This window comes from Paenibacillus cremeus (genome assembly GCF_007786445.1).
GTDB classification, from domain to species: domain Bacteria; phylum Bacillota; class Bacilli; order Paenibacillales; family NBRC-103111; genus Paenibacillus_G; species Paenibacillus_G cremeus.
In genome coordinates this window covers 28,666-40,702 of sequence record NZ_VNJI01000002.1, presented here as the reverse complement: position 1 = coordinate 40,702, position 12,037 = coordinate 28,666, and the positions used below count along the sequence as shown (strand labels likewise).

17 protein-coding genes are annotated in these 12,037 nt (G+C 53.6%); 1 reads left to right on the top strand and 16 read right to left on the bottom strand.

The annotated features are described in order from the left end of the window. Window position 1 precedes the first annotated feature (1 nt). The 16 genes from folD to FPZ49_RS01965 all read right to left on the bottom strand — a co-directional run bounded on the left by folD (window position 2) and on the right by FPZ49_RS01965 (window position 11,019). Window positions 2-871 (bottom strand): bifunctional methylenetetrahydrofolate dehydrogenase/methenyltetrahydrofolate cyclohydrolase FolD, encoded by an 870-nt coding sequence (gene folD / locus FPZ49_RS02040; RefSeq protein ID WP_144842695.1) that lies wholly within the window; start codon window positions 869-871, stop codon window positions 2-4. A 24-nt stretch (window positions 872-895) separates the two neighbouring features. Continuing rightward, on the bottom strand, window positions 896-1,354 hold the full coding sequence (nusB, locus tag FPZ49_RS02035) for a transcription antitermination factor NusB (protein WP_144842694.1): 459 nt from the start codon (window positions 1,352-1,354) through the stop codon (window positions 896-898). Between the two features lie 63 nt (window positions 1,355-1,417). After that, window positions 1,418-1,657, bottom strand: coding sequence for a DUF2273 domain-containing protein (locus FPZ49_RS02030; RefSeq protein WP_144842693.1), 240 nt, complete (start codon window positions 1,655-1,657; stop codon window positions 1,418-1,420). 15 nt (window positions 1,658-1,672) lie between these two features. Then, window positions 1,673-2,236, bottom strand: a complete 564-nt coding sequence (gene amaP / locus FPZ49_RS02025) for an alkaline shock response membrane anchor protein AmaP (RefSeq protein WP_144842692.1) — start codon at window positions 2,234-2,236, stop codon at window positions 1,673-1,675. Between the two features lie 77 nt (window positions 2,237-2,313). Then, window positions 2,314-2,727: an Asp23/Gls24 family envelope stress response protein gene (locus FPZ49_RS02020; protein ID WP_144842691.1), complete on the bottom strand. Its 414-nt coding sequence runs from the start codon at window positions 2,725-2,727 to the stop codon at window positions 2,314-2,316. A 142-nt stretch (window positions 2,728-2,869) separates the two neighbouring features. After that, on the bottom strand, window positions 2,870-4,228 hold the full coding sequence (gene accC, locus FPZ49_RS02015; protein ID WP_144842690.1) for an acetyl-CoA carboxylase biotin carboxylase subunit: 1,359 nt from the start codon (window positions 4,226-4,228) through the stop codon (window positions 2,870-2,872). Window positions 4,229-4,249: 21 nt separating this feature from the next. After that, window positions 4,250-4,735 (bottom strand): acetyl-CoA carboxylase biotin carboxyl carrier protein, encoded by a 486-nt coding sequence (gene accB, locus FPZ49_RS02010; protein ID WP_144842689.1) that lies wholly within the window; start codon window positions 4,733-4,735, stop codon window positions 4,250-4,252. A gap of 148 nt (window positions 4,736-4,883) precedes the next feature. Beyond that, window positions 4,884-5,717 (bottom strand): SpoIIIAH-like family protein, encoded by an 834-nt coding sequence (locus FPZ49_RS02005; RefSeq protein WP_144842688.1) that lies wholly within the window; start codon window positions 5,715-5,717, stop codon window positions 4,884-4,886. Window positions 5,718-5,739: 22 nt separating this feature from the next. After that, on the bottom strand, window positions 5,740-6,381 hold the full coding sequence (gene spoIIIAG, locus FPZ49_RS02000; RefSeq protein WP_144842687.1) for a stage III sporulation protein AG: 642 nt from the start codon (window positions 6,379-6,381) through the stop codon (window positions 5,740-5,742). 4 nt (window positions 6,382-6,385) lie between these two features. Next, on the bottom strand, window positions 6,386-7,114 hold the full coding sequence (gene spoIIIAF / locus FPZ49_RS01995) for a stage III sporulation protein AF (RefSeq protein WP_144842686.1): 729 nt from the start codon (window positions 7,112-7,114) through the stop codon (window positions 6,386-6,388). A gap of 21 nt (window positions 7,115-7,135) precedes the next feature. Further along, window positions 7,136-8,368 carry a stage III sporulation protein AE gene (spoIIIAE, locus tag FPZ49_RS01990; protein ID WP_144842685.1) on the bottom strand — a complete coding sequence of 411 codons (1,233 nt, stop codon included), beginning with the start codon at window positions 8,366-8,368 and terminating at the stop codon, window positions 7,136-7,138. Window positions 8,369-8,414: 46 nt separating this feature from the next. After that, window positions 8,415-8,804: a stage III sporulation protein AD gene (gene spoIIIAD / locus FPZ49_RS01985; RefSeq protein WP_144842684.1), complete on the bottom strand. Its 390-nt coding sequence runs from the start codon at window positions 8,802-8,804 to the stop codon at window positions 8,415-8,417. A gap of 15 nt (window positions 8,805-8,819) precedes the next feature. Further along, window positions 8,820-9,023 carry a stage III sporulation protein AC gene (spoIIIAC, locus tag FPZ49_RS01980; protein ID WP_041047208.1) on the bottom strand — a complete coding sequence of 68 codons (204 nt, stop codon included), beginning with the start codon at window positions 9,021-9,023 and terminating at the stop codon, window positions 8,820-8,822. A 90-nt stretch (window positions 9,024-9,113) separates the two neighbouring features. Continuing rightward, window positions 9,114-9,632, bottom strand: coding sequence for a stage III sporulation protein SpoIIIAB (spoIIIAB, locus tag FPZ49_RS01975; RefSeq protein WP_144842683.1), 519 nt, complete (start codon window positions 9,630-9,632; stop codon window positions 9,114-9,116). A gap of 43 nt (window positions 9,633-9,675) precedes the next feature. Next, the gene (spoIIIAA, locus tag FPZ49_RS01970) at window positions 9,676-10,683 is read right to left on the bottom strand and encodes a stage III sporulation protein AA (RefSeq protein ID WP_144842682.1); all 1,008 of its coding nucleotides are present in this window, start codon (window positions 10,681-10,683) and stop codon (window positions 9,676-9,678) included. 69 nt (window positions 10,684-10,752) lie between these two features. Continuing rightward, complete coding sequence (locus tag FPZ49_RS01965) at window positions 10,753-11,019, bottom strand: YqhV family protein (protein ID WP_144842681.1); 267 nt, start codon at window positions 11,017-11,019, stop codon at window positions 10,753-10,755. Window positions 11,020-11,191: 172 nt separating this feature from the next. On the opposite strand from FPZ49_RS01965, the gene FPZ49_RS01960 reads away from it, so the two are divergent. Further along, complete coding sequence (locus FPZ49_RS01960; protein ID WP_144843050.1) at window positions 11,192-12,034, top strand: phosphosulfolactate synthase; 843 nt, start codon at window positions 11,192-11,194, stop codon at window positions 12,032-12,034. Window positions 12,035-12,037 lie beyond the last annotated feature (3 nt).

Sequence of the window (12,037 nt, the reverse complement as noted above, 5' to 3'; positions counted from 1 at the left end):
GTTATACGGTGACCTTCACACCTGCTGCTCGCTCCGCCGATTCCAGCGTATTCTTCAGCAGCATGGTGATCGTCATCGGCCCTACACAGCCTGGAACGGGCGTAATGTAGCTAGCCGTGTCCAAGACATCGTCAAAATCCACGTCGCCTGCAAGCTTGCCCGTATCCTCGAGCCGGTTGATCCCCACGTCGATCACAACCGCACCCGGCTTCACGTGCTCGCGCTTCACCATTTTCGGTTTACCGACGGCTGCGACCAGGATATCGGCCTGACGCGTAATTTCTTCCAGGTTCTTCGTCCGGGAGTGAACAACCGTTACCGTCGCGTGCTCACGAAGCAGCAAAATTGCCATCGGTTTGCCGACGATGTTACTTCGGCCGATCACAACGGCATGCTTGCCAGCGATCTCCACGCCGACCTTCTTCAAAATTTCGATCACGCCAGCCGGCGTACATGGAGCAGGGCCTTCTTTACCGATCATAAGATTCCCCACATTGACCGGGTGGAAGCAGTCTGCGTCCTTATCCACGGCGATTGCCTCAACAACTCTCTCTTCGGAAATATGCTTTGGCAAAGGCGATTGAACCAGAATGCCATGGATCGCGCTATCGCCGTTCAGCTTCTCAATCAGGTCCAGCAATTCCTGCTCGGGCGTGTTCTCCGGAAGCTTGTACACTTCGGAATGCATGCCGGCTTCTTCGCAAGCTTTGGCTTTGTTGCGGACATACACATGGGAAGCCGGGTCGTCACCTACGATCACGACGGCGAGGCCAGGCTGAACGCCTTTGCTTTTCAGTGCTTCCACGTGCTCTTTAATTTCTGCGCGATAGGCGCTGACAATCTCTTTTCCATTAATAACTTGAGCGGACATGCCGGTTCGTTCCCCTTCCCCTATTTAGGCTTCCGGTGTTTGTTGTCGTAGCGACTCCAAATCCTTAATCATTTTGCCAAGCACACCATTTACGAACTTCCCCGATTCTTCCGTGCCAAAATGCTTCGCCATCTCGATTGCCTCATTGACGACAACCTTAGGCGGCACATCATCCCGAAACACCATCTCATATGTAGCTAAACGCAAAATCTCCCGGTCCACCCGCGACAGCCTGTCCATTTGCCAGCCCTTCAAATAATCCGCTAGCAATCCGTCGATCTGCTGCTTGTGCCCCAGCGTACCTTCTACCAGCTCGGTGATTTGCTGCGGCGTAATTTGGTCGCGTTCGCGCGTCAGCTGCGCTTCATCTTCCGTACGGGCTTCCTCCACGACATGAATAATCGCTTCCCCTGGCGTCGTTCCGTTCATTTCGATCTGGTAAAGACTTTGGAGCGCCAGCTCCCGTGCTAATCTGCGTCTCATGTAAATTAACTTCCTCCTGCTCTAATCGGCTCACAAAAAAAATCCTTGGTTATCCCAAGGATTTTACCGGAACAATCTCCATTTGTCCATGAGCCATTGCCAAGTCTCTTCTGCGGGAACCGCCGGTTCACCCCGGTCAATTCTTTTCCCTATATAATATCCAGTATATACGATCAATGCAAAGATTAACATATTCCACAGCCCGAAGAACAAATAAATGATGCCAAGCACCGCTCCGCTGATTGTACAGACGGTCTTACCCCGGTGCCCTTCCCACAGCTGTTGCCAAATTTGCTTCCACATCCGGGGAGCTCACCTCTATTCCACGCGGCTCTTGAACGAAGGGGCCGACTGCTGCTGAACATTGGCGATGAACACGGAAACAAACGCTACCGGAATCCCCGTAATGTCCTCAATGTGCCTCTTGACGTTCGCCTGCATTTCCTCCGTCAGCTGCGGAATCGAGCTCTCGCCGTCGACAATGGAACGAATCACAATTTCAAGGCCTGATTGATTGACCTTCACCCTGGCACGCAAATCTTTGACGCCACGTGTGCGCCCGGCCGCCTTCAGCGCAAGGTTCTCCACCGTATCCAGCGAGATGCGAATGTCACCGAATTCCGTCCGCTGATCGATCGACGGCACCGACGCTTTCCCTCTGCGCACCGAAATGTAGATAAAGCGGATGCTGATCAGTGCAACGATCAACGTTACGACGATGAAGCCGATGGCGGTATCCATATTGTAATAAACATTATGGGCAAACGTACCCGCTTGCTCGAATGAAATCAGTCCAAAAGCAGCAAATAAAAGAATCACGGATGCGATTAGAATTACAAAGCTAAAGAGCAGCAGCAGCAGCCTGTCCAATACTTTAATCACGAAATCTGACTCCTTCTGGGCATATGGACGAAACCCCCTGACGGTAAAGTAGGGGGTTCGACCGAGCAATAATGGGTTTATTTCACTCGCTGTACAGGGGCAGCTTCCGCCTCTTCGACCTTGTCCGCGCCTTTGAAAATAACATCGTGGACGTGAACGTTGACTTGCACTACGCTCAGACCCGTCATAGATTCAATCGCATTCTTTACATTTTGCTGAACGCCGCTCGCCACTTCAGGGATACGCGTTCCGAATTCAATGACAACGGATACGTCGATGGCCGCTTCACGCTGCCCTACCTCGACCTTCACGCCTTTGGACATGTTCTTGCGCCCCAGCAACTCAGCGATTCCGCCGGCAAACCCGCCGCTCATTCCGGCAACGCCCGGCACTTCCACCGTGGCCATTCCGGCGATGATCTCGATGACCTCGGGAGCGATCTGAATCGTGCCCATCTCGGTCTTCTCATAATCCGCAGCAATGATACTCATATTAAGGTCCTCCTCCAAGTATCCTGTGGCTTAAAAACTTGTCTTTATTGTATACTATACCATTCTCGCAAAAATATGACAACGAAGTGGCCAGGCTCTACGAGTCGGTTCGGCAGAGAGAAAGCCTCCTCCGGACTGGCTCCTAGGAGTTTGGATCGTTCACGTCATGCTCTTCCAAGAACTTGATATCAAAATCACCGGCTAAGAACTTTTTATGCTCCAGAAGCTTCAAGTGGAACGGAATCGTCGACGAAATCCCTTCGATCGTGAACTCGTTCAATGCCCGTTTCATGCGCTGAACGGCCTCGTCCCGGTCCTTGCCCCATACGATCAGCTTCGCGATCATCGAGTCGTAATGCGGCGGAATCGTGTAGCCCGGATAAGCCGCGCTGTCCACACGAACTCCGAAGCCGCCCGGAGGCAAGTAGAATTGAATTTGTCCGGCCGAAGGCATAAAGTTGCGGTTCGGGTCCTCGGCATTAATCCGGCACTCGATGGCATGTCCGTTAATCTGGACATCCGCTTGTGTGAAGGACATCGGCTCGCCTTCTGCGATCCGAATCATTTCTTTGATGATGTCGATACCGGTAATGTACTCGGTCACCGGATGCTCGACCTGGATCCGTGTGTTCATTTCCATGAAGTAGAACTGTCCGTCTTGACCCAGCAAAAACTCCAGCGTTCCCGCTCCGGAATAATCCACGGCCTTCGCAGCGCGAACCGCTGCCTCCCCCATGCGCTCACGGATATCAGGGGTGAGCACCGGACAAGGCGCTTCTTCGACCAGCTTCTGGCGTCGGCGCTGCACGGAGCAGTCCCGTTCGCCCAAATGCACCACGTTGCCATGCTTGTCGGCCAAAATTTGAATTTCGACGTGCTTCATGCCGGTCAAATACTTCTCCAGGTAGACGCCTGCATTGCCGAAAGCCTTTTGGGCTTCCTGCTGAGCGGTCGTGATTTGCTGGATCAGCATCTCTTCGTTCTCGGCCAGACGAATCCCTTTGCCTCCGCCGCCGGCAGTTGCTTTAATGATGATCGGGTAACCGATTTCACGTCCGAGGCGAATGGCCTCGTCCATGTCTTCCACAAGGCCTTCAGAGCCCGGGATGACCGGTACGCCCGCCTCCTTCATCGTCAGCTTGGCCACGGACTTGTCGCCCATCTTGCTGATCGCTTCTGGGGAAGGTCCGATAAAGGTAATGTTGCAGCTTTCGCAAATTTCTGCGAAGTCGGCATTTTCGGCTAAAAAGCCATAGCCCGGATGGATGGCATCGGTCTCTGTTAACGTAGCCACGCTCATCAGGTTTGTATAATTTAAATAGCTATCTTTGGATAAGGTAGGTCCGATGCAGTAAGCCTCGTCCGCAAGACGGACGTGCAGCGCTTCACGATCGGCCTCCGAGTATACCGCTACTGTGGAAATACCCAGCTCGCGGCAAGCGCGGATAATGCGCACGGCGATTTCTCCGCGATTAGCGATTAGTATTTTTTGAAACTTCAAGGGGGGATCCTCCTATGGTGATTACTCCGGTTTAACCAAGAACAGCGGTTGGCCGTACTCGACCAGCTGGCCGTTTTCTACGAGCACTTCTACGATTTCGCCCTTCACTTCGGCTTCGATCTCGTTCATCAGCTTCATCGCTTCGATAATACAGACGATCGATTTCTCTTTTACACTGCTGCCCTTGGAAACAAAGGCAGACGCGCCCGGAGATGGAGATTCATAGAACGTACCGACCATCGGGGAAGTAATTGTATGTAAATTAGAGTTTGCCGCAGCTGCAGCCGGTGCCGCCGCAGGAGCTTGTCCCGCTTGAGGAGCTTGCACTTGCGGTGTCAGGATCGGTTGGAACGCTTGCTGTACAGGAGTCGATGCTACGACGACCTGCTCGGTTTTGCTTGGTTTACGGATAAAAAGGCGGGAGCCTTCGCTTTCAATCTCTAGTTCTTGCAGGGAGGACGAATCCACCAGCTTGACCAATTCTTTAATTTCGCTCAATTTAAACACTAGGTTCACTCCTTTAGGCATCTGAAACAAACGACGATGTTATTATAACACAAAGTTCATTTTAGGAAAGAGTTTCTTAGAAAGCTCCCTATGAACTGAAAAAAAATCAGAGCCCGAGCAAGTCGGACTCTGAGGGCTATCGTTCAACTTACGGAATGTACTGAATGGAGATGTTGTCGGCGGTGATGCTCAGCTCTTTCATCACTTGATCTGCGATGCTAACCGCTTGGCTCTTTTCCAGCTTAGCCGATTGCACGGTTACTTTCCACTTGTTCGAATCTTGAGTCACAACCGCCTGCGGGAAGTCTTTCATCAGCGATTCTTCCAGGTTGGTTACTTTCGCTTCCATGTCTTGAATGCGGTCCAGGTCGGCTTGCGCTTTGCCAGCTACATCTGCTGCTTGCTTCGGATCGGAGATGATGGTGACCAGCTTCTCTACTTGCTTCGCCAGGTCTTCGTCACGCTTCATTTGCAGATTCACGAAGTAGTCGCTGCCGGATTTGGCTGTTGTTTGCATTTTCTCGAGCGTTTTGGCATCCTCTGTCTTGGCGTTCGACGCTTTGGATACCGGCTGAGCGGCAGGCGCTTGGCTCTTGGCATCCGGCTTCGCAGCCGAAGGCGTGTCCGTCTTGGTGCTGCTGGCTTTCGGATCGGAGGCTTTCGCGCCGGCTCCGTCGGCTGGAGTCGCTTGCTTCGAAGCGTCGGTTGCGGCTGCGCCCGGCTTCACGTCGGTTTTTACATCGGCTTTAGCATCTGTTTTAGCATCTGTTTTAGCATCAGTTTTCGCGTCGGACTTGACGTCACCTGCCGCCGGCTGCTTGCCATCCAGCTGCCCTGCGCTGATCGAAATTTCCTTTGTCTTCGGGCTCGACTTGCTGAGATCGAGGTTGTTGACGTCCTCGGTGAACAAGTAGTAAGCAGACAGCACGACCATCAAGCTGAGCATCGATACGAGCCAAACGGTTTGTCTTTTGGTGTTCATTGGAATTCCTCCCTAATGTGGTTTACTGTTTTCTCGGCAAAATCGAAATGCGGTGCGCCGGGACATCCAGGCCGCGCTCGACGGCTTCCGAGATCATTTTCTTGACGGTTAAGTTCTCCGCGCCTTTGGCGACGACGACTACCCCGCGAATTTTCGGTTTAATATATTTCGTGACGAGCGGCTGCTTCCCGCCGCCGGACACTTCGTACATGACGACTTCTCCACTGCGCGTAACATCGGTGATGTGGCGGGTGGCGCCATTCTTATCCTGCTCATTGGTCACCTGCTGCGTATCCTTCGTATTTTGCTGGACCGTGACTTCCTCCGTCGATTCGATCGTCACGAGCACTTCTACCTCGCCGACGCCGACGATTTTCGTTAAAATGTCCCTCAGCTGCGACTGGTAAGCCTCCTCGTATTCGCGGAAGGAGCTGCGCTCCTTGCTCCCCGCGCTGAGCACCGGCTTTTCTCCCTCCGGAGGCGACGCCCTGCTGCCTTCACCAATGGGGCCCACATCTTTTACCGTAATAAAAGCGTTGAGAATCATAAATGCTACCCCAATCAACCCTAAGATCAGCAGCCAGCGAAACGTCTGATTACGCTTCTCTTCCCCAGGACCGCCGCCGCCCAGCCATTTGCTGAATCCGTTCCATTTTTCTCCCATTGGTTCACCTCCCTTGCTGAATCGATAAGGCTATCTGATCGGGCTTCAGCTCCCAGTCCTGCTCCAGCATGTACATGATTTGCGTCTTCTTCTGCTCCAGCTCAGGCGTTAGAGCCGCTCCGGTGTTGTCCTTCATTCGTGCCGCAGGAACGGCTGGCGTAGTTCGGCTCCCGATCTGTATATCCGGCACCGTGACTCCAGAAACCGGCTTCACCGGCTCCATGCCAGCTTTGGGGGCGGCGCTGCCCTTGCTCGTCGGCGGTTGGGCTTTCGGGTCGACCGACACTGTGACTTGCTTGATGATTGCCTGCCCGCTGGCATCTGTGGCGGTCTCCACTTGAATGCTTTGCACGGTTACCCCTGTAGATTCGATTTTTCGTTTCATCAAATCGGCCGCTTGGTTTTGCACCAGCTGGTGTGTTTCTTTCTGCTGATAGCTGCGAATCGCATCGGCCCGCTGCTGAATGGTCGGCAAGGAAGCCATCGCGTCGTCCGAGCCTGCGCCGGACTGCTGACTGCCCGGTTGGAACAACGCGTCCGCGAGCAATTTTTCCATGTTCGTGTGCTTCTCGAATAAAGTCAGCAGCGGATGCAGCAGTGTGAGAAGCAGGAACAAGCTCATGACCGTCTTCACATAACGCTGCATGGATTGATTTGGCAGCAGCAAATCGACGAAGGTCGCCAGCAAGATGACGAGGATCACCGACTTCAGCCATCCGCTTAACCATTCCATTCCGATGCCTCCTTCCGCCTGTCAGCGCATCATGATCGATACGTTGCCTGCGGCAATCATTACGCTGATCGCAAGAAAAAACATGAATCCGACCACGGCCAGCGCTGCAAAAACGTAGATTAAGCTTTTTCCAATGGTCTCCAGACAGCCGATCATCGGGTTATCGCCTAGCGGCTGCATAATCGCGGCGGAAACATTATATATGAAGGCGAGCGCCATTATTTTCAATGCGGGAAACGCACACAGCACCAGGATGATGACAACCCCTGCAAGTCCGACGGCGTTTTTTACCAAGAGCGAAGCTCCGATGACGGTTTCCGAAGCGTCGGAGAACATCCGACCTACTACCGGGACAAAATTGCCGGCAATATATTTGGCCGTTCGGATCGTTACCCCATCCGTTACCGCCCCCGATGCCCCTTGAACGGTTACGACGCCCAAGAACACGGTAACGAAAACGCCTAGGCAGCCTAAGCTGACGGTGCGAAGCATATTGGCCAGCTGCGTCACTTTGTAGCGATCGCTGATGCCGCTTACGATGTGCAGCACGGCCGAGAAGAACAAGAGCGGAAAGACGATAAAGTAGATCGCTGTGCCGACGGCGTGAATCATAAACACAATGAGCGGATGCAGCACCGAGACGGAGACGACATTGCCCATGGAAGCCAGCAAGGTAAGCAGCAGCGGCACGACGGCGATCATGAAATGAATCATGTCATTGATGGCGGTTTTGGCATATCCGATGGCGACGCTGAAGCTGTTGACCGCCATAATCATCAGCACCATGAAGGAGATGGAGTAGGCGATTTTACTGACGGTGTTTTTTTCAAATGAGCTTTGGAGCGTTTCCAGCAGCATGCTGAAGATGGTGATGATGACGATGGAAACCAGTAATTTTCCGTTGTACAGCAGCTCGTGAAAAAAGTAGCGAAACAATCCATAGGCGATCGAGCTAAGACTGAAGTCTTTCGAGCCTGTCAGCAAGTCCATAAATTTGGGTGCCGGCCCCTCCGGGAAGTAGCCCCCGTACTGCTTCACAAGCTTCGTCCAAAATTGCTCAATCTGATCGGTCGGCAGGTGCTCCGCCTGTTCCTGAATCAGCTGTTCCGCCGGTGTTGCGGCCTGTACAGTAGCGTCGCAGCCCAAGGTCGTCCAGCAGCCGATCCCTGAACCTGCATTCAGCAGCAGCGCGGTCAAAAGAGCGATCCAGAGCAGCATTTGCTCCATTCGGCCTGTTTTGCATAGCTTCAGCATAGCCTCAACTCCTGGTAGATTCGCCTGCCGCTTCGTCCGCGTTCATTTACGCCGGGAGCAGCTTGACTACGGTCTCGATTATGACGGATACGATCGGGATGGCCATCACCATGATCAAAATTTTGCCGGACAGCTCGATTTTAGAAGCGATCGCTTCCTGACCTGCATCTCGGACGATCTGAGCGCCGAATTCGGCGATGTAGGCGATCCCGATAATTTTCAGAATCGTCTTCAGAAAAATCATATTGATATCCGCCCGGTTCGCCAAATCCTCGAGTACTCCGATGACATTCGAAACTTTGCCGATCAAGAACATGAAGATGGTGATGCCGGTAAAGGCGGTCAGCAGAAAGGCGAACATCGGCTTTTGTTCTTTAATGATCAGCACCAGCACCGTTGTTATCAGTCCGAGACCCACGACTTGTATAATCTCCACTGGCAGCACCCGCCCCTATTGAAACAAGAAAATGGTCTTGATTTCTTTAAACAAGTTATCCAGCATGCTGACGACCATGAACAGCACTACGACAAACCCGATGACCGTCACCCAATGCGCCATGTCTTCTTTTCCCATCTGCTTGAGCACGGTATGAATCATCGCGATAATGATCCCGATGCCGGCTATCTGGAATATCGCGTTTACATCCACGTTCATTGGCGGCACCTACCTTAAACCATTAAATTAATTCTCAGACACCGGCGTGATTGTCGCAACTGACACAGAGTCTGATGTAACAGTTGCAACTTAGTACATAAGTATTACTACTAATGCTCCAAGCAGAACACCGAGGCTTTTCCACATGCGCTCGTACCGCTGCTGCTCCTCCCGGGCGAGCTCTGCTTCCCCCTGCAGCTGACTTACCGCGAGCTTGAGGTGCTTCGCCTGGTCCTCCCGATCGGTCAGCCCGAGTGTGTGCCCGATTTGCAGGAACACTTCGCGCTCCGGCGTCTTCATGGCCGTATACCGCCAGTTCGCAGTCGCCGCCTGCTGCCAGATCGTCTGAACCGACCGCCCTGCCGCTTCCGCGAGCTCCTCCGCTGCTGTGTGAAATAACCGGCCAGCTGCGGATTGAGCGCTCCTTGCGACCAGGCTTAGCGCTTCCGGCAGCGGCGTAAAGCCGTAGTGAATCTCGGTTTCCAGCCGCTGAAGCAAGCGGATCAGATCGGCGATTTGCTTCGGCCGACGAACGAGCTGATTCGCCTGGTAAAACCCGAGCAGCGTTCCCGACAGCAGTATGAGCATCGCTCCCAGCAGCTTCAGCATCGTGGACTTCCCCGCTCCCTGGTGCTCTCCTGACTTGCCTCTCTCATCCGCCGAATCCCCCTTTTGCCGCTACTGTTTCATTCAGCCTCGTTCCCTGCCGGTCGAACACTGCAGCGCTCGGACTGCTTCCGACCGCCCCCAGCTTCCGCTCCAGCACCACGAAGCGCTCGAACACCCCTTCGCGAATCAGTTCCCGCAAAATCGGTCTCTTCGCCACGTCCGCTACGCTTCTGCCATGTGCCGTCGCGATGATGCCGATACCAGCATGGAGCGCTTCGTGGATCGCCTCCGCATCCTCGGCCCGGCCGATTTCGTCTGCGATCAGCACCTCCGGCGACATCGAGCGGATCATCATCATCATGCCTTCCGCCTTCGGACAGCCATCCAGCACGTCCGTTCTCGGCCCGACATCGAACCGTGGGACGCCTTTCACGCAGGCGGCAATTTCCGAGCGTTCATCCACGATGCCCACCTTAAAGCTGCGGCCGATGCCTGCTTCTTCACCTGCTGTATCACTTCCGCTGAACCGTCTCGCCAAGTCGCGGATCAAGGTCGTTTTGCCAAGCTGGGGTGGAGAAATCACCAGCGTCCGGTACACCTGCTCCCGCGAAGGCTCCAGCAAGTAAGGCCACACCGCCGCTCCCGCCTGCTTCCACTCCTTGGCGACCCGGATGTTGAAGCCGCTGATTTCCTTCACATACTTGACCTTTCCCTGCTCGACGACCGTGCGTCCGGAGAGTCCGATCCGATGGCCGCCAGCGACCGTGATGAATCCCCGCTTCAGCTCTTCCTCGAAGGTGTACATCGAATGCTGTGTCAGCTGCTCTAGCAAAATCGCACAATCCCGCCGCGAAGGTCGATAGGCTTGTTCCGAATTCGGGCCGATGGCGCCTTGCTCCGAAACAAATCCATGCCCCGCTCCCCAGATGACTTCCAGCGGTCTCGCTTCTCGGACTCGAATCTCTTGCAATTGCTCTAGGATTCGCGTTGATAGAGATGATAGGATGCGCTGCATAGCTTCAGAAAAATAGGGCAGTATGGCTGCAATCACGGCTGCTTCCCCCCAAGCTGTCCATCTTATTAATCATATGTATGGCCCAGCCTAGTGAAATATGACAGATTACTTTTTTAAGATTCCGATAAAAATGCAGCTGACGCCAGCGAGCACCCACAGCATTTTGCCATAGGACAGCTTATCTGCGAGCCCCACAAGTCCAATCGTCGTCGTCGTCAGCAGCACGAACGGTCCGACCAGCGCCAGCCCGGAATTGACGATCAGCGCCTTATCGATCTGATTCAGCCGCAGCATAATGAGCGCAGCAATGATCTCAATACTGCCCGAAATCATGCGCAGCGAGGCCATGCTCAATACGATTTTGTTCAGCAAAGGCGGTTTGCTCCTCTCTTTCGTGGTTTCATTTCATCTTATGCGGGCTCGTCTCCATTTAGGTCTATAGGATGGATTACAAGATTCAAGGGCACATCATGGGCACATCCCCAAATCACCATGCATATGATGATCCCGTAATCCACAATTCGTTACAGCGAGGCGATAGATGATGGAGGTTACCTCACCATTGCAGTGGAGTTCTTTGCTCAGCGATCCTACCGCAACACGTACAGTCAAACCGAGAGCCCTGGGGAGAACCATGGTGATCGATAAAGGATTAGGACTTCACGCCTTGGAAGATTTACTGGAAACAGCCGGCGCTTACATCGATATGCTGAAAATCGGTTTTGGCACCTCGCCGCTGTACTCCACTACCATGCTGAAGAGAAAAATCGAGCTGGCGAAGGCTTGCAATATCATGGTGTATCCGGGTGGCACGTTTTTGGAGGTTGCCCTGCGGCAGCGAGAGGTCGAGCATTTTTTCGATATGGTCACTTATTTGGGCTTCAACGGTTTGGAAGTGTCGGACGGGACGATTGAGGTGCCTAGGCCGGTGCGCAGCGAATTGATTCTCCGCGGCATCGACTCGGGCCTGAAGGTCATCACGGAGTACGGCAAAAAATGCTGGGGCTCTACCATTGAGGTCGACGAGCTGATCGAAACGGTCATTATCGACACCGAGCTGGGCGCGGAGCTGGTCACGATCGAGGGCCGGGAATCCGGCAAAGGCGTCGGCATTTTTGATGACAACGGGACCTGTAAGGACGAGGAAATCGAGCGGGTGCTGTCGATGGTACCGAGCCGGCATAAGCTGCTCTGGGAAGCCCCGCAAAAGGAGCAACAGGTGCATTTACTGCAAATGCTTGGCAACAGCATCCATCTGGGCAATATTTTGCCGAGTGATGTTATCTCATTGGAAGCACTGCGCCGCGGACTTCGTTCGGATACGCTGCTGATGGGCAAGGTGCCTTCGGACGAAGCGTCCGTCGAGGCACTGAATTGGGAAATTTAAAGG

What these genes read in the sequence shown, in the direction of transcription:
- folD (WP_144842695.1), bottom strand. Translation starts at nt 871, where the DNA reads ATGTCCGCTCAAGTTATTAATGGAAAAGAGATTGTCAGCGCCTATCGC.
- nusB (WP_144842694.1), bottom strand. Translation starts at nt 1,354, where the DNA reads ATGAGACGCAGATTAGCACGGGAGCTGGCGCTCCAAAGTCTTTACCAG.
- FPZ49_RS02030 (WP_144842693.1), bottom strand. Translation starts at nt 1,657, where the DNA reads ATGTGGAAGCAAATTTGGCAACAGCTGTGGGAAGGGCACCGGGGTAAG.
- FPZ49_RS02020 (WP_144842691.1), bottom strand. Translation starts at nt 2,727, where the DNA reads ATGAGTATCATTGCTGCGGATTATGAGAAGACCGAGATGGGCACGATT.
- FPZ49_RS02005 (WP_144842688.1), bottom strand. Translation starts at nt 5,717, where the DNA reads ATGAACACCAAAAGACAAACCGTTTGGCTCGTATCGATGCTCAGCTTG.
- spoIIIAG (WP_144842687.1), bottom strand. Translation starts at nt 6,381, where the DNA reads ATGGGAGAAAAATGGAACGGATTCAGCAAATGGCTGGGCGGCGGCGGT.
- spoIIIAF (WP_144842686.1), bottom strand. Translation starts at nt 7,114, where the DNA reads ATGGAATGGTTAAGCGGATGGCTGAAGTCGGTGATCCTCGTCATCTTG.
- spoIIIAE (WP_144842685.1), bottom strand. Translation starts at nt 8,368, where the DNA reads ATGCTGAAGCTATGCAAAACAGGCCGAATGGAGCAAATGCTGCTCTGG.
- spoIIIAC (WP_041047208.1), bottom strand. Translation starts at nt 9,023, where the DNA reads ATGAACGTGGATGTAAACGCGATATTCCAGATAGCCGGCATCGGGATC.
- spoIIIAB (WP_144842683.1), bottom strand. Translation starts at nt 9,632, where the DNA reads ATGCTGAAGCTGCTGGGAGCGATGCTCATACTGCTGTCGGGAACGCTG.
- FPZ49_RS01960 (WP_144843050.1), top strand. Translation starts at nt 11,192, where the DNA reads ATGGAGGTTACCTCACCATTGCAGTGGAGTTCTTTGCTCAGCGATCCT.